This is a genomic window from Spongiibacter marinus (assembly GCF_016906995.1).
Lineage (GTDB): Bacteria > Pseudomonadota > Gammaproteobacteria > Pseudomonadales > Spongiibacteraceae > Spongiibacter > Spongiibacter marinus.
Map to the genome: position 1 here is coordinate 1 of NZ_JAFBBD010000018.1, position 15341 is coordinate 15341.

A 15341-nucleotide genomic window follows, 5' to 3' on the forward strand; every position below is an offset into this window, starting at 1 on the left:
TTAAAAATCGGAGAACGATCATGGCGAAGAATTATGTACAAACAGGCAACTGCCTGGACTACACCAACGCAGGCGCAGATATCGCTAGCGGCTCGGTCGTGGTTATGGGCGGCACATTAGGTGTCGCATTGGATGCCATCCCCTCTGGCGAGGCTGGTGTGGTGCAGATTACGGGTGTATTCAGCCTGCCTAAAGTCAGCGGCGCGGTTATCGCACAGGGCGAATCTCTGGTGTGGGACGCCTCTGCCGGCGCGTTTGACGACAATCAGGCCACGCCAGCCACAGGCGACGTGAGCGGGGCCGCTGCCGTTGCGGCTGAAGCCGCGGGCGATGGCGCCACCACTATTGCCGTGCGCCTTACCGGCGTGGCAGGAACTGTGGCAGCGTAAGGTCCACGACCCAATGGCCAACTTTAGAAACACCATTGCCAAGCGCGACCAGCGCCTCGTTGCTCGCCTTGGCCGCCCTTTGCAATGGGTGAAAACCGGCGGCGGCACGGTTGACGGATTCGGCCTGCTGGACCTGCAGGCGGAGTTTTTCAGCGACCAAGATGGCGCGCCCTATATTGGCAAAGTGGTTGTTGTGCCGGTTGGGTTTATCGACAAATTCAAGCGCGGCGAGAAAGTCATCGACATGGAAACCGGCAAAGAATACGTGCTGGAAGAAACGCTAAAAGATGACGGCTCCATGCGCAGCATACAGGTAACATCATGAGTTCCGGTTTTGAGCAAATGGTGGTGCAGCCCGTTATTGACCACTTTGGCAGCCTTACGCATTCGTTTGTTGAGGTAAAGCACGCTTGGTCGATGGCGCCGGTGGAGGATCTCGCCGACGAGACGCCGCTGCTGCTCTTGCTGCCGGGGCAAATAACCCCCGGTGCCAATAGCGCAGATAACGCGGTGATTCAGCGTGTAACCGAGCAGCTAATCTGCCTCACCGTATGCAAACACACAGAGCTGGATGCGCTGCGAACACAGGTTGTGCAAGGCCTGCTAGGCATGCAAATCAGCCAGTACCACGACGCCTTTGAATACGCCGGTGGCAACACCGAAGGCTTGCACGGGCAGTACATCTGGTGGCGCGACGTTTTCACTACCCGCGTGGAATACCGCAAAACATAACGCACCCCACACCCACTCACTTACCCCCTACAGGAGGCTGTAATGGCCCGTTCTGGCGGCAGCTATTTGCGTGACGAAAATGGCGATGAGCATTTGTTGCATCGCACCGAAGAGGCCCCTCGCGGGCGCAAGGCGGCAGAGGATGACGCCGCCATTCCATTTGATGTTGAGCCGGTATTCGAAGGCCCAGCAGACCCTGAAACCGATGACGACACCAGCGAAAGCGAGGAAGGCTAATCATGCTCTACCGCAAAAAATACGTGCTTGCCAAAATTGAAAGCACCTACGGCACCGACCCCACCCCGGCGGGATCTGATGCCATCCTAACCAAAAACTGCCAGATCAGTCCGCAGCAGGGCAACCGCGTGAGTCGCGACCTAGACCGCGCTGCCCTGGGCAACGACGTGGAAATTGCCACTGGCCTGAACACGACCATCAGCTTCGACGTAGAGCTGGCGGGTGCGGGTGGCGCCGGTGACGTGCCTGGCTACGGCACCTTGTTGCGCGCGTGCGCGTTCTCTGAGGTAGTAACGCCGGGTACATCCGTGGTGTATTCGCCGGTATCCAGCGGCTTTGAGTCCGTCACGCTGTATTACTTCCACGATGGCGAGCTGCACAAAATGACGGGTGCGCGCGGCACGGTGAGCGTTAACCTAAGTCGCGACGGCATCCCGATGATGAGCTTCACCTTCACCGGTTTGCACAACGACCCCACCGAACCCGTAGTCATCACGCCCGACACCAGCGCTTTTGTTAAGCCGCTGCCGGTTACCGAGGCCAACACGCCGGTGTACACCGTGGACGGCTTCGATGTGCGCGCGGAAGAGTTCACCCTGGATATCGCCAACAGCGTGGTCTACCGCAACGTCGTGAATAGCGAATCGGTGATCATTACCGATCGCGCGCCAGCCGGTACGCTCAGGTTTGAGCAAGAGCGCATTGCCGCTAAAAACTTCTGGGCACTGGCCAAAGCTGAAACCCTGGTGCCGGTCGCCATTGAGCACGGCACCACAGCGGGCAACATTGTGGCCATTGATGGCGCGCGCGTGCAACTAAGCCAGCCAACGCTGAATGACAGCGACGGCCTCAGTGTAATGGGCATGAACACCCTGTGGGTGCCCTCCGATTCGGGTGATGACGAGGTGACCATTACGGTCAAATAACCGCGTTATCTGCTGGGCAGGGTGCCCGTCCGTCACCCTGCTCAGGCCCGATCCTTTCCACGGACACCACCAACAACTGAACACCCAACATCAACGGACAAACGGACCGAGGTATCACCATGGGCATTAAACTCGCCACCAAAAACACCGTAAAAGCCACTATCACCTGCAAGGTGCCATCCAGTAAGCGCGCCGGGTATGACCGCCAAACCTTCGAGGCGGAAATTAAAAAGCTGTACGGCGATGAGAAGAAAGACTTCCTCGACAACGTCGCCGGTCGCAGCGATGTAGACATAGCGCGCGAAATGGTCACTCGCCTGCATAAGCTGGATTGGTTCGCCACAGACGACGACGGCGAGCCGTTGAAGCTGGACGGCGACGTGCTGGCCGACTTCTTCGAGCTGATGGATGAGCAGGGCGTGGACTACGTAATGGCCCCGCTCGCCAGCGAGTGCGTGAAAGTGCAAGACGAAGGCTTTCGTCGGATGCTCGAAGCAAAAAACTAGAAGCTGCTGGGCGGCAATGGGTGCAGCCGCCCGGTAAAGACGGCACCGAAGAAGACCGCGAATGGCTAAACCTGCCAGGCGCCACCGAGGCAGAGGAAGAAGACTTCTACCTGCTGCCTGAAAACCACAAGGCGTGGGAGCTCTTCTGCGCGTGCAGCACCCAATGGCGAGTGGGAATGGCCGGCCCTACCGGGCTGGACTACCCCGCTGTCGAATCCGTTATGCGAATGTTCTGCGTGAAGCCCAAAAAACAAAAAGACCTGCTCTGGCGCATACAGCACCTGGAGCGGGGCGCCCTTGCCGCCTGGAGTGACAAAGCCAATGGCTAGTCCTAAGCAATTCAAAACCGCCATCGTGATCACCGGCAATGCCGATGGCGCGATAAAGGTGACCAAGGCCACCGAGCGCCAGCTTGGCAAGCTCGAGAATCGCGGCAAAAGCGTTAGTGCGCAGCTCAGTAATATTGCCGGTACCGGCATAAAGTACGGCGCCGCTCTGGCAGGCGCGGCAGCAGCAGGCGCGGCAGTTATGATCAAGCGCCAGCTCGACATCATCGACTCCACTGCCAAAGTCTCGGACAAGCTCGGCATCGCCACTGAAAAGCTCACAGCACTTCGCTTGCAAGCTGAGTTGACTGGTGCGAGCCAGAAGGCGCTAGACATGGGGCTGCAGCGCATGACTCGCCGCGTGGCTGAGGCGGCGCGCGGCACCGGTGAAGCGCAAGAGGCTATTAAGCAGCTAGGACTTGACGCTAAAGAATTGGCGCAGCTATCCCCGGACCAGCAGTTCGCCGCGATTGCCGATGCGATGGAAGGGGTTAGCAACCAAGGCGAGCGCGTGCGCCTGTCGTTCAAGCTGTTTGACAGCGAAGGTGTAGCCCTGGTTAACACTCTGCGTGGTGGCAGCGCAGCCGCCCTGGAAGCTCAGCAATTCACCGAGCAGTGGGGCCTTGCCTTAACGCGTGTCGACGCCAGCAAAATTGAGCAAGCCAACGATGCAATGACATTGCTGAGTAGGGCGTCTGAGGGGTTCTGGAAGCAGCTAACCGTTAGGGTCAGTCCGGCCATAACAAAGGCAGCTGAAGAAGCTCTTGGTCTTGCTGAAGGGTATGGTACAGCCGCCGAGCTGGCTGATGCCGCCGTTGACACGATTGTTGGTGGACTTGACTCGCTGGCAAACGCGGCCGTGGTGGTTGGCGCTGTAATGGCGGCCCGGCTTTATGGCCCAGCAATACAGGGCTACGGGGCTATGACGGCAGCCCAGGTGGCGAACACGGCTGCCAGGCTAAAAAGCAATTTTGTTGTCTATGAGGGCGCGCGAGCAGAGGCTATTAATGCTGCGGCATTGAAAAAAAGCGCACTTGCCGAAGCTGCAAAAGCTCGAGCAACGGTGGCGGCAGCGGCTGCTGAAGTCGAATCACAGAGGGCGGTGCTCGGCTCCATTAAGAGCGAAATGCAGCTTGAAATGGTGCGCCATAAAGCGCAGATAAGCCAGGCTGGCCGGGCGGCGTCTCAGCAGCGAATGATCGCCATCCGGGGAGAGCTGGCTCTAGCGACTGCGGCGCTGACCAAAGCAGAAGCGGCGCACGTGGCGACCCTGAATGCTCAGGCGGCTGCGACTGCGCGCGCTACTGCCGCCACGGCTAGCTACACCTCTGCTGCGACTGCTGCAACACTAAGTGCGCGGGCGTTGGCTGCTGCGGGGTCTATTGCGTCTGGCGCAATGGCGATGCTGGGCGGGCCTGTGGGGGTTGCGGTTGTTGCTGCCGCTGGGCTTTATGCCTTCAGGGAAGAGCTCGGTTTGGTTGACACGACGGCGCGCACCGTTGCCAATGCGGTTTCTGACCTCTCTGATGAAATACGCGATCTCGACAGGGTCACCACAGAGGCGAATATTCGCGCGCTTGAAGCGGCAAAGGCAGATCTAGAGCGACGCGCCAAGGACATCAGGTCGGCTAATCTTCGCGGCACTGGTGCGCTCAAAAACCGTGGTGGCATTTTAGGCTTCAGTCGTGACCAGCTTCACGGCGAATCTGAGGCTTTGACTGAAGTTGAGTCCTCGTTGGCGATGCTGACAGGGCAGCTAGGTGCCTTTAATGCCCGGCTAGCAGACATAGACGCCGAAAATGAGGCCCGCCGGAAACGGGAGCTGGAGGAAGAAGCAGAGAAAAACAAAGAGATCAGCGCGCGAATCGCCTTGCTCAAAGAGGAGAACGCACTCTTAAAACTGGGCTATACCCTGGAAGAAGCAAAATTTATCGCTGCATATGCGTCAGCCAATGCCGTTACTCAGGCGCTGATGCGACAGCAGCGAGAGCAAAAGGGGATCATTGACGGTTATAAAGAGGCTGAAACAGCAGCGAAAAAGCTGTCTGAAGCAGCTGAAAAAAGTGCTCAAGAGCTTGCGAGTCAGGTCGATGCATTTTTGTCAGACGGTTTCGACAGCAAGGCCTTTGAGGCATTCGACCAGCTCGGTAAATCCATGTACGGCGTGGTCGATGCTCTGAATGAAATGGTGGATCGCCAGTCGGCGTTCAACGAACTGAAAGCGGCCGAGGGCATTACTGCCGAGCAAGTCGCCAAAATCAATGCGCGGCAAGCGCAAAACCAGATATCCGCCTACGGCGATATTGCTGGCGCAGCGAAAGGCTTTTTCAGCGAGGGCAGCAAAGGCTACGAGGCTCTGCAGAAAGCCGAGCAAACCTTCCGCTTGTTTGAAATTGCTATGGCTACTAAATCACTAGCCGCCAAGATGACGTCCCTGGCTGTTCAAAAAACCGAGACGATTGGGACGTACGCTCTCATGTCCGGCGCAGCATACACACAGGCGCAGGCAGAGGGTTTAGCAACAGTCGCTGGGGCAGGTAAGGGGTTGCCTGCGCCACTTGCAATTGCGGCTATGGCTTCTGTGGCAGCGGCCTTGGCCTCCTTTGGTGTAAGTATTGGTGGGGGCAGTGGTGTTTCCGCGCCAACAGCGGCCCAAACATACGATGCAGCGATGAGCAGTGCCTCGGGCACCGTCTTGGGTAGCCGTGAGGCATCGGAATCCCTCTCAGAAAGCATGGATATTCTGGCTGGTTTGGCTGATTCTCAGCTCGGCTACACCATGCAAATGGCGCAATCGCTGCGCAATATTGAGGCCTCTTTCGTGGGGTACAGCGGTGCTGTTGCGGGGTTTGATGGCTTCTTTCGCGGTACTAATTTTGGGTCGATTACTGAAGGTATGTTCAGCGACCCGGATAACCCTTACAAGGTTGGTAATTTCACTACGCCAACGCTAGGTGAGGTTGAGGCGGGTGCATTAGTAGATCGCATGGCGGCGCAAAATGCCCGGCAGTTAGCGGATAAGGGCGGGGTGCTTACAGCGGCAGAGCGCTCATTGCATAAGGGTGATATGGCGCTTGCAAGGCTGTACACCAACACCGTGTCGGCGCTACTGGAAAGCACCAGCGAAGCTGTAGATATGCTGGGCCTGTCCATCAGCGGCAGCATTGCTGGCATCGAGATCAAGCCGTTTGATATTGATCCGCGTTGGGATAATGAGCAGGTCGACAACTATGTGTCGGCTTACTTCAGTGCCCTGGGCGACACCATTGTTGGAGAAGTCGCACCTGCGTTAGAGGACTTTCAGCAAGGCGGCGAGGGTTTGCTTGAAACGCTTACTCGAGTTGCGGGAGAAACCTTTGTCCTGCGTGACGCGGTTGATTCATTGGGGCTGGTGGCAGCGCAAACGCCTTTAGAGCTAATGTCTGTGGCTGACGCCCTTGGTTTGGCGGCGGGTGGTCTAGGTGATCTAACTGAAAACGTCACTAATTTTCTCGACTTCGCACTATCTGACTCAGAGCAATTCGAGCGTATTCAGCGTCAGGCTACAGCGCTGTTTGATGGCCTCGACATGACGCTGCCGGCGACCCGAGAAGAGGTTACCAACTTCGTCCGCAGCCTCGACCTCACTACCGAATCAGGCCAGCAAGCCTTTACCGCCGTTACCGCGGCAAGCGAATTGCTGGGCGAGTTTTTCGACCAGCTGGAAGACTATGCCGGTGCGGCCTATCGCTTTGATACCGCGCTGGGTCTTGCTGATGGCTCAAAGCCACTACGTGAGGCGCTGGCAGGTGTAGGGCTTAATTTGGATATCGTCGAAACCGCTGCTGCCGGTGGCAGTGTTGCGCTGCAAGCCTTGTTTGTCGACTTAACCGACACACAAAAGGCGGGGCTTGAGCCCTTCGCGGATGCGATTACAGCGCTGCTGCCAGTGTCTAAGGATGCGGCGGCCATCCTTAATGAGCGCACCCAGCTGGAGACGCAATTGCTGCAATTGCAGGGCAATACAGCAGAGCTGCGCCGTCGGGAACGCGAGGCCATCGACGAGAGCAACCGCGCACTCTATGACCAAATTCAAGCGCTAAAGGATCAGCAGTCGGCGGCTGCAGAGGCGACGCGGGCCATGGAGCAAATGCAAGGTATAGCGCAAGGCATTCGCGAATACCTGTCTGGCCTGGCGATTAGTGAGTACCAGGGCAATCCTTTGGAACAATCTAATACCGCCATGCAGCAGTTCCGAGCGCTGGCGCAATCGGCGTTGGCGGGTGATGCCGAGGCAGCGCAGCAGCTCACGGGTGCCGCGTCGTCGGCACTAAGCTTGGGTGAGGCCGCCTTTGCCAGCGGCGCGCAGTTTCAGGCCTTGTATAGCGAGGTAAAAAACACCCTGGCTAACGTGGCGGACAGCATTAATATCGAAAGCTACGAAGAGGCCATGCTGCGCCTGCAGCAAGAACAGATCGATGCGCTCGATGCCTTGGGCAATGCACTAACCGTTGAGCTAACGGCCACGGCAAAGTCAGAGATCGAAAAGCTGATCACGTTCGTGACCGACACTGACCAACTCCCCGACGATCTCAAGGCGCTTGCGCTCTCTGCCGGTGGGGTATTTACCAAAACGGTCGACTTTATTGCCGGGCAGGTACTGCCGGTAGACTTGCGTAATCTCGCCCTGGACACCGCCTCAACGCTGACCAAGACAGCCAACTTTGTGGTGGGCTCGCAGCTGTCGGACGACCTAAAGCGCCTGGCGCTGGAGTCATCCGGCGACTTTATCCAGACCATCGACTTTGTGCTGGGTGCAGACCTCAGCCACGACAACAAGCTGTTGGCGCTCTCAACGGCGGGCACCTTGGCGAAAACAGTCGACTTCGTCACTGGCCAACAGCTGTCGCCAGAGATCATGGAGCTGGCGCTCGCCGAGTCCAACAGCATTATGACCACCGTCAATGCCATGCTCGCGTCAGATGCCGACGTAGACGCCATTGCGCTGGCAAACCTGGGTGACAACTACCTCAGCACCACGGTGACGGCGCTGTTGGATAGCGGCTCGGACCAACAAGCCATTAACCTTGCTATAGGCGTTGGCGGCGAAATCGTCAAATACGTTAAAGCGCTGAAAGCCAGCGGCTACGACTATCAGGCGGCATCCATCGCGCAGGCCTATAGCAGCACCATTACCAAAACCATACAGGCCTCGGGTGGGCAGCTGAATGCCGATCAGCAGGCCATTTTGAACGCGCTGAATGGTGAGTCGAATGTCAGCCTCGATGGCGATGTGCTGCTGCGTACTGATGCAACGATGCGAGACCTTTTGAAAGGTATTTCGGATAGCACAGTGCAAACAGTTGGCGCGATCACGGAGCTTAAATATCGCCTCGACGACATCATAGGAAAAGCTGGCCTACAGAACATTTACGCTAAGGCGCACTACGAGACGTTCCAGAAAACACTCGGTGATCGCGACCGTGTCCGTGTTATGTCGGACTATGGGAAATCGCTCAGCGATGACCGTCTTCGCAAGTTCGCCAAAGGTGGAGTGTTCACCAACAGCATTGTCGACTCACCCACGCGCTTTAACATCGGCGAAATGGGCGAAGCAGGCCCCGAGGCCATCATGCCGCTGCACAAAGGCCCTGATGGCTCTCTGGGCGTTCGCGCACAAAGCCCGGCGTTTGACGACCGCGCGATCGTTGCCGAAATTCGCAGCCACCGACAAGAGACTGAACACCAAACCCGCCTTAACGCCGAAGCGGCACGCCAAACCGTTGCTGAACTCAAGCGTCTGAACCGGCGCGTAGCCGACATAGAGGCCGAGCTGGAAACGGCGCGAGTAGTGAGCTGATGGCCGTGTGGGCAATTGACATAGCAGCATGGGACGCCGCCAACCAGCCGGTAACCCTGCGCTACGCCAGCGGCGACTATACCGAGCAAGACGGCAGCAATTACCACTACTACGCAGTGCGGCTGGTGCAGCCTGCCATTTTTAACTTGGTAGCGTTCACCGGCGAGCTGTTGCCCGGCATTGGTGGCGAGGCCAGCGTGGGCAGCGTTGAGTTGCTAAATACCGATGGCGAGCTGGATGCGCTGGCTGACTACGCGGTGGACGGCCGCAGCATGACCTTGCGCTACATCGACGGCGGCGTAGCCACGCAAGTGCTGGCGGCCACCGTGGAGCGCATGAGTTTTTCAGAGCGGCGCGTAACGCTGTCGCTGCGCAACCCGCTGGCCATGCTGGAGCAACCAGTGCCAGGCAACCGCTATGCGGGCGATAACATCCTGCCCGACGGCGTTGAGGGTACCGCCGACGACATAGGCGGCACGCGCAAGCCGCTGGTATTTGGCGAGGTAAGCAATGCCAGTCCGGTGTTGGTGAACACTGCCAAACTTATTTACCAAGTGCATGACGGCGCAGATATCACTATTACCGAGGTGCGCGACCGTGGCGTTGCGCTCACTTTTGGCGGCACTGCCACCGACCTAGCCGACCTACTCACAACGCCACCTGCGGCGGGTCAGTGGCGGCGCTACCAGGGCTACTTTGCGCTGGGTGCTGCTGGGCAGGCAATAACCTGCGACGCCGCGCGCACCGGCACACTAGCAGGCGACGTATTTGCCGAGCTGGCGGCGCTTTATGGCCTAAGCGTGCCCGCTGGCGACGTGGCGGCGCTGAATGCTGTGGGCGCGGTAGGGCTTGCCGTCACCGAAGATACCGCCGGGCAAGAACTGCTTGCGCGGCTCGCTCAGGGTGTTGGTGCGCTGTGGTGGCAGGATGCAGCGGGCGACCTCCGTGCGCGCATTCTCTCGGCGCCATCGGTATCGGCAGACGCCACCATTGAAGACTGGCAAATTACCGGCCTTTCGCGCTCGGCCACGGGCAGTGGTGGCAACGGCCTGCCGGTATGCGGTATTACCGTGCAGGCAGACAAAATTGAAACCGTACAGGAAGACCTGGCAGCAGCAGCGCCAAACCAAGCGCGCTACGCCAGCGAATACCGCGACGCCGTGGCCGAAAGCGCGCCAACCCTTGCGCGGCACCTGCTTAGTAAGGCAATCACCCTTGTTAGCCCGCTACGCAGTGTTAGCGACGCCGCCAGTTTGGTGTCCAGCCTGCTCTCACTGCTATCGGTACGCCGCGACACCGTAGAGTGCCGTGTGGTGCTTAGCGATGCCGAGCTGGCGGCGCTGGCACTCGGCGCCACGGTAAAGCTGAATACCAGCCGCCTTGGCTACCCGCGCAATTTTGTGCTGCTGGGGCGCCGGCCCGATGCCAAGCGCGACCGCCTAACCTTAATTCTGTGGGGCTAATGCATGCCGTTTGAGCAAAACAAAGTCACTCTGTGCTGGCCCAACCTTGCCGACAAGTGCGTGTTAACCAGTAGCTCGGCCAACTTTGCCAGGCCATTAAATCGCCTGCAAAAGCGGGTACTAAAAGACAGGGCTATCACCACCGACACAACGCTTAGCATTACGGCAGCGCTGGATAAATCCCGCCCTGTGGGCTGTGTTGGTCTATTCAGCCATAACCTCTCGGCCGATGCGCGCTGGCGGGTGTGCGTGTTCGACGCCGCCGACGCACTGCTGGAAGACAGCGGCTGGCAAGACGTGTGGCCCTCGGTGTTTCAAAGCTACGAGCTGGCGTGGGAAGACGACAACTTCTGGCTCGGCAAGCCAGATGAAGAGGATCTTGCGCGCTTCACCACGCAGGCCATTTGGTTTGCCGACAAAGCCTGGCAGGTAAAAAAGGTCGTCATCGATATTCAGGACGACACCAACCCGGCAGGCAGCCTGCACTTTGGGCGACTGTTCCTTTCAGACGTGTACCAGCCTGCCGTCAACATGAGCTACGGCGTGCGCTGGACGGTGCGCGACGAAAGCGAGATCGATCAGGCCCTCGACAAAACCAAATACTTTGCGCTCGCACCACGCCTGCGCGCCTGCTCCTTTGCGCTCGACTGGCTAAGCGAGGACGAGGCCTTTTCGCGGTTGTTCCGCATGCGGCGCGACATCGGCATTACCGAAGAGGTGTTGTTTGCGCAAGAGCTTGCGCTCAATGCGCGCTGGATGCAGCGCACCATGCTGGCCACAGCGGCCCAGGCAGACCCCATTGCGCACCCCGACGCCGCGCGGCACACCCACGCACTATCACTTGAGGAAATTCTCTAATGAGTTCTGTGTATTTTGACCCCGCCCTGGGCGGCGACGGAACCACTGTTACCGACGATGCCGACCCAGCCACCGGCCTTGCCCAGGGCGGCCATCGCACCCGTTTTGTGCCATCGCTAGCGCAATCGGTTGCCGTAGCAGGTTTTGTGCTGACCAAGGCTGATGAGGCGGCAAGCTCAGAGGCAGCGGCAGCGGCGTCGGAATCGAATGCCGACCAATCCAAGCAGGACGCTTACGCCTACGCGCAAGATGCCGCCACACAAACAGGGCTTGCCTCTGCTCAGGCCGACCGCGCAGAGAGCGAAGCCGACCGCGCTGAAGAGGCGGCGTCACTTGCTGCCAGCACAACCCCAAATGCGGCCATACGCATCAACCCGCGAACCATTACCGAAAACACCACCATCCCTGGCGGCCATAACGGCTTGAGTGCTGGGCCTATTGCTATTGGCAATAACATCGCCGTCACCGTCGCAGACAACGCAACCTGGAGCATCGTATGAGCGAACTAATTGTAAAAGAGATTAAAGGCAAAGACGGCGCGCCCGTCTATTTTCCCAACGGCATCAGTGTCGGCACTTCTGGTGCTGGTGGTATTAACAACATCGGCGCTCCCGGTCAGCCGGGCTTTGGTGTAGGCATTGCGCCAGAGTTGCCGTCAGGTTTTACGGCCCTGCCTGGCTACACCGACGTGCTGAGCGACAACTATGGCAACTACCAGTACAGCGACGGCTCCATCATGTGCTGGGTGCCCGCGTTTTATTACAAGTACGGCACTGGCTCCAACGGCTTGGCGGTGAACGAGTGTGATGTAAAATCGTTCGATTCATACACGTCAGTGAGCAAGGCCAATGCCGACGGCTACGCACTACACCGAGCGTTCTACGATGGTGGACAGGTCAAAACGGGCGTATTTGTTGATAAATACCTGTGTAGTAATAACGGTGGCACTGCGTCAAGCATTCAGGGCGGCGCACCATTGTCATCAAACGCCCTCAATAATCCAATAGGCGACCTCACAGGCACTCCGGCAAACAACAACAGCGGCTTCATCGATGCCGCTAAAACGCGTGGCACTGACTTTTTCTGCAATTCGATCTTTATTTTCAAAGCGCTCGCGCTATTGAGCTACGCCCACGGTCTCGCCAGCACCGCTACAACCTACTGCGCATGGTACGACGCCGCAGGCATTACCAACTTCCCCAAGGGCTGCAATAACAATGCGCTGGGCGACGTTAACGACAATTCGCTTAGCTTCGACAGCAGCGGCTACGACAATGCAGCATTAACGGGCAGCGCCAATATACTGGCAAAGACCGCACACAACGGCCAAAACAGCGGCGTAGTAGACCTGAATGGCAATATGTGGGAGGTGTGCCCTGGCCTGACGATGGACGATTCCGACGAAAGCATCGGCCGTTTTTACGTACTCTCTACCAGTGCAGCGATGAAAGACGTTACCAGCGGCAACACGTTAGCAACAGACCTATGGGGAGCAGCTGGCTACGCTGCGCTATATGACGATCTCGGCGTGATGAATGCATTCACCAGTACGGCGCTGGATTTTACGGATCGCGCCATCGACGTGGGCGGCGCTGGACAGGTGTTTTCAAGCGCAGCCAGCGGCACCCTCTGGGCAATGACAGGGGCGGGTATTCCGCTCGTGGCCGATGGCAGCAACGCCTTCGGGAATGACCGGATCAATGACTATTCAACCAATCAGCTGCTCCCCATCGCCGGCGGCACCTGGAACTACAGTGGCACTGCGGGCGTGTGGGCGTTGTCTTTGAACACTTCGCGCGCGTCCTCGTACCCTTACCACGGGTTCCGTGCGGCCTTGTATCTTTGAGGCCTGAGCGGTAGCGATGGGCCTTCACTCAGAAGCTGCGCTGGATAGGCGGTATGTGCAATTCGCGGCGCAGCTGAATATCTACCTTAACCACTTCCCTAAGCACGAGAAATACGGCCTTGCTCAGCAGATTCGCAACGCTTGCTACGACGTGTACGCGCTGATCATTGAAACGCAAAAGCGCTACCACAAGAAAACCGCTGCAACGAATCTTGATATTCGCCATGAGCAGCTGCGAATGCTGATAAGGCTTGCATATGAGCTGGGTTATTTTGGCAGCGTGCGGGGAGCGGGAAAGGATGAGGAGAGGGCTTTGAAGCGATACGCGCACATCTCTGAGCGCGTTGATGAAATAGGCCGAATGATAGGCGGCTGGCTTCGCGACATTCGGTCTGAGCAACGGGATGCGTCTTAATATGCTCCCCATCGCCGGCGGCAACTGGAACAACAGTGGCAATGCGGGCGTGTGGGCGTTGAATTTGAACAATTCGCGCACGAACTCGAACCATAACAACGGGTTCCGTGCGGACTCGGCGCCGCCAAACAGGCCCCTTCGAGGCCTTTGGTGCCAAGGGAGGCGCATTCCATCTTCCGGCAACGGAAGAGAAATCTGCTGTCGCCGCCTTTCTAGTAGCATTATTGCGAGAGTCAGGCTGTGCGACGCCTAGGGAATATTTATGAGCAGACCTGTAGTCGGGAGTCGCTGCTGCTTGCCTACAAAGACGCAGCGAAAAGCAAGCGTGGAAAGCGAGCCTGTCACCAGTTCGAGCGGCGGCTTGGGGCCAATATTGCTGCGCTCTCGGCGATGTTGAGCGAAGGCAGTTACAAGCCCAAGCCCTATTACGAATTTGTGGTTCACGAGCCAAAGCGCCGCATCATTCATGCGCCGGCGTTTCGCGACACCGTTGTGCAGCATGCGGTGTATCGAGCGGTGTACGAGCATTTTAACAAAGGGTTTATCGACCAGTCCTATGCCTGCCGAAAAGGCATGGGTACGCATAAAGCCGCTGATTATTGCCAGTCGGCGCTTCGGTGGTCGCGCCCAGAATCCGTGCTGTTGCAAATGGACGTAAGGAAATTCTTCTACAGCATTGATCGCGACATTCTTCGACTGCTAATCGAAAGGCAGATTAAGGATGCTCGACTAATCGAGTTAATGATGATGTACGCCAAAATGCCTGGCGAAAAAGGCATACCAATTGGCAACTTGCTCAGCCAGCTATACGCGCTCATCTACCTAAACCCGCTGGACCACTTTATCAAGCGGGAAATAAAAAGCCGCCTCTACTGTCGCTATGTAGACGACTTCGTGCTTTTCGATCTGGACAGGCCGCGCGCACTAGAGAGCCAGGTGCGCATAGAAGGCTTTTTAGAGGCAAAGCTCAACCTAGAGCTTTCAAAATGGCAAATAAGATCCACCAGCGCAGGCGCCAACTTCGTCGGTTACCGCACCTGGAGATCCCGCCGATTCATACGCAAGCACAGCATGTACAAATTCCGCGCGGCGGCAAGGCGCGGCGACCTTTCCGCGGTCGTCAGCATCTTGGGTCACGCAAGTAAAACAGCCTCAGCGGCCTGGCTAATCAAATACCTACAGGAGCACAACCATGACCTCTATTGTCAGCTACCAAAAGTATATCGACAGTGAAACAACCAAAACCCTGAATGCCCCGGAGGGCTCCACTGAGCTGTGCACGCTCAGCGGAATCACCTACGTGGCAATACCTGCAGGCGAGGTCCTTCCTGAAGATCAGCCCCCGCAAATCGCCGACAGCATCGAGCCGGCGCAAATGACTGACACTCTGCGCAACAACATCAAAGCTGCTAGCCCCCACTGCAAGCTCATCGCCAAGCGAATGGAAGAGCGAATTCGGCAGCACTACAGCCTTGAGGACGAACTATATTTCGCTCGCATCTCCGTCGGAGCGCTCACAGGCCAATACACCTTTGAGCCCGGCGAAGCCGAAGCCGTGGCGGCCTTTGGCGAGTTCGTGGAAGAGTGTCGCCAGTGGGGGCGCGACCAGCGCGCGGCGCTGGGGCTTTAAGTCAAAACCAACTGCCAGCCTAAGGTGTGCTAAAACGCAATAAAACAATAAATAACAATGTTTTAGCATATTGTTCACCCCACCTTGACATGGTGGGGGTCGGTGGTTCGAATCCACTCGGTCGTACCAATTCTTTATTAAAATCAGTGTGTTAATAGCGCCCGCCTTGGCGGT

General features: G+C 57.7%; 15 protein-coding genes and 1 tRNA gene. All 16 read left to right on the plus strand.

All coding sequences use genetic code 11. The annotated features are described in order from the left end of the window. Positions 1-20 precede the first annotated feature (20 nt). The 16 genes from HNR64_RS16720 to HNR64_RS16795 all read left to right on the plus strand — a co-directional run bounded on the left by HNR64_RS16720 (position 21) and on the right by HNR64_RS16795 (position 15296). Positions 21-389: a capsid cement protein gene (locus tag HNR64_RS16720; RefSeq protein WP_204997536.1), complete on the plus strand. Its 369-nt coding sequence runs from the start codon at positions 21-23 to the stop codon at positions 387-389. A gap of 13 nt (positions 390-402) precedes the next feature. Further along, positions 403-714, plus strand: a complete 312-nt coding sequence (locus tag HNR64_RS16725) for a hypothetical protein (protein WP_204997537.1) — start codon at positions 403-405, stop codon at positions 712-714. Beyond that, the gene (locus tag HNR64_RS16730; protein ID WP_204997538.1) at positions 711-1121 is read left to right on the plus strand and encodes a phage tail terminator protein; all 411 of its coding nucleotides are present in this window, start codon (positions 711-713) and stop codon (positions 1119-1121) included. The genes HNR64_RS16725 and HNR64_RS16730 overlap by 4 nt, the downstream gene beginning before the upstream one ends. 42 nt (positions 1122-1163) lie before the next feature. Beyond that, positions 1164-1358 carry a hypothetical protein gene (locus HNR64_RS16735; protein ID WP_204997539.1) on the plus strand — a complete coding sequence of 65 codons (195 nt, stop codon included), beginning with the start codon at positions 1164-1166 and terminating at the stop codon, positions 1356-1358. Between the two features lie 2 nt (positions 1359-1360). Beyond that, positions 1361-2284 carry a phage tail tube protein gene (locus HNR64_RS16740; protein WP_204997540.1) on the plus strand — a complete coding sequence of 308 codons (924 nt, stop codon included), beginning with the start codon at positions 1361-1363 and terminating at the stop codon, positions 2282-2284. 119 nt (positions 2285-2403) lie between these two features. Beyond that, positions 2404-2790: a hypothetical protein gene (locus HNR64_RS16745; protein ID WP_204997541.1), complete on the plus strand. Its 387-nt coding sequence runs from the start codon at positions 2404-2406 to the stop codon at positions 2788-2790. Positions 2791-2810: 20 nt separating this feature from the next. Continuing rightward, positions 2811-3119 (plus strand): DUF1799 domain-containing protein, encoded by a 309-nt coding sequence (locus tag HNR64_RS16750; protein ID WP_204997542.1) that lies wholly within the window; start codon positions 2811-2813, stop codon positions 3117-3119. After that, positions 3112-8955 carry a hypothetical protein gene (locus HNR64_RS16755; RefSeq protein WP_204997543.1) on the plus strand — a complete coding sequence of 1948 codons (5844 nt, stop codon included), beginning with the start codon at positions 3112-3114 and terminating at the stop codon, positions 8953-8955. The genes HNR64_RS16750 and HNR64_RS16755 overlap by 8 nt, the downstream gene beginning before the upstream one ends. Then, positions 8955-10418: a hypothetical protein gene (locus HNR64_RS16760; RefSeq protein WP_204997544.1), complete on the plus strand. Its 1464-nt coding sequence runs from the start codon at positions 8955-8957 to the stop codon at positions 10416-10418. Before HNR64_RS16755 ends, HNR64_RS16760 begins: the two co-directional genes overlap by 1 nt. Positions 10419-10421: 3 nt before the next feature. After that, positions 10422-11276, plus strand: a complete 855-nt coding sequence (locus tag HNR64_RS16765; RefSeq protein ID WP_204997545.1) for a hypothetical protein — start codon at positions 10422-10424, stop codon at positions 11274-11276. Continuing rightward, the gene (locus tag HNR64_RS16770; protein ID WP_204997546.1) at positions 11276-11776 is read left to right on the plus strand and encodes a hypothetical protein; all 501 of its coding nucleotides are present in this window, start codon (positions 11276-11278) and stop codon (positions 11774-11776) included. The genes HNR64_RS16765 and HNR64_RS16770 overlap by 1 nt, the downstream gene beginning before the upstream one ends. Further along, complete coding sequence (locus HNR64_RS16775) at positions 11773-13122, plus strand: hypothetical protein (RefSeq protein ID WP_204997547.1); 1350 nt, start codon at positions 11773-11775, stop codon at positions 13120-13122. The genes HNR64_RS16770 and HNR64_RS16775 overlap by 4 nt, the downstream gene beginning before the upstream one ends. Before the next feature lie 16 nt (positions 13123-13138). Beyond that, on the plus strand, positions 13139-13537 hold the full coding sequence (locus HNR64_RS17600) for a four helix bundle protein (RefSeq protein WP_204997548.1): 399 nt from the start codon (positions 13139-13141) through the stop codon (positions 13535-13537). A 240-nt stretch (positions 13538-13777) separates the two neighbouring features. Continuing rightward, a complete protein-coding gene (locus HNR64_RS16785) occupies positions 13778-14770 on the plus strand; it encodes a reverse transcriptase domain-containing protein (protein WP_204997549.1) in 993 nt (330 codons plus the stop codon). Then, positions 14730-15167, plus strand: coding sequence for a hypothetical protein (locus HNR64_RS16790; RefSeq protein ID WP_204997550.1), 438 nt, complete (start codon positions 14730-14732; stop codon positions 15165-15167). Before HNR64_RS16785 ends, HNR64_RS16790 begins: the two co-directional genes overlap by 41 nt. Further along, positions 15139-15296, plus strand: a tRNA-Val gene (locus HNR64_RS16795). The genes HNR64_RS16790 and HNR64_RS16795 overlap by 29 nt, the downstream gene beginning before the upstream one ends. Positions 15297-15341 lie beyond the last annotated feature (45 nt).

What these genes read in the sequence shown, in the direction of transcription:
- HNR64_RS16745 (WP_204997541.1), top strand. Translation starts at nt 2,404, where the DNA reads ATGGGCATTAAACTCGCCACCAAAAACACCGTAAAAGCCACTATCACC.
- HNR64_RS16770 (WP_204997546.1), top strand. Translation starts at nt 11,276, where the DNA reads ATGAGTTCTGTGTATTTTGACCCCGCCCTGGGCGGCGACGGAACCACT.
- HNR64_RS16790 (WP_204997550.1), top strand. Translation starts at nt 14,730, where the DNA reads ATGACCTCTATTGTCAGCTACCAAAAGTATATCGACAGTGAAACAACC.
- HNR64_RS16760 (WP_204997544.1), top strand. Translation starts at nt 8,955, where the DNA reads ATGGCCGTGTGGGCAATTGACATAGCAGCATGGGACGCCGCCAACCAG.
- HNR64_RS17600 (WP_204997548.1), top strand. Translation starts at nt 13,139, where the DNA reads ATGGGCCTTCACTCAGAAGCTGCGCTGGATAGGCGGTATGTGCAATTC.
- HNR64_RS16725 (WP_204997537.1), top strand. Translation starts at nt 403, where the DNA reads ATGGCCAACTTTAGAAACACCATTGCCAAGCGCGACCAGCGCCTCGTT.
- HNR64_RS16755 (WP_204997543.1), top strand. Translation starts at nt 3,112, where the DNA reads ATGGCTAGTCCTAAGCAATTCAAAACCGCCATCGTGATCACCGGCAAT.
- HNR64_RS16765 (WP_204997545.1), top strand. Translation starts at nt 10,422, where the DNA reads ATGCCGTTTGAGCAAAACAAAGTCACTCTGTGCTGGCCCAACCTTGCC.
- HNR64_RS16740 (WP_204997540.1), top strand. Translation starts at nt 1,361, where the DNA reads ATGCTCTACCGCAAAAAATACGTGCTTGCCAAAATTGAAAGCACCTAC.
- HNR64_RS16735 (WP_204997539.1), top strand. Translation starts at nt 1,164, where the DNA reads ATGGCCCGTTCTGGCGGCAGCTATTTGCGTGACGAAAATGGCGATGAG.
- HNR64_RS16720 (WP_204997536.1), top strand. Translation starts at nt 21, where the DNA reads ATGGCGAAGAATTATGTACAAACAGGCAACTGCCTGGACTACACCAAC.
- HNR64_RS16775 (WP_204997547.1), top strand. Translation starts at nt 11,773, where the DNA reads ATGAGCGAACTAATTGTAAAAGAGATTAAAGGCAAAGACGGCGCGCCC.
- HNR64_RS16730 (WP_204997538.1), top strand. Translation starts at nt 711, where the DNA reads ATGAGTTCCGGTTTTGAGCAAATGGTGGTGCAGCCCGTTATTGACCAC.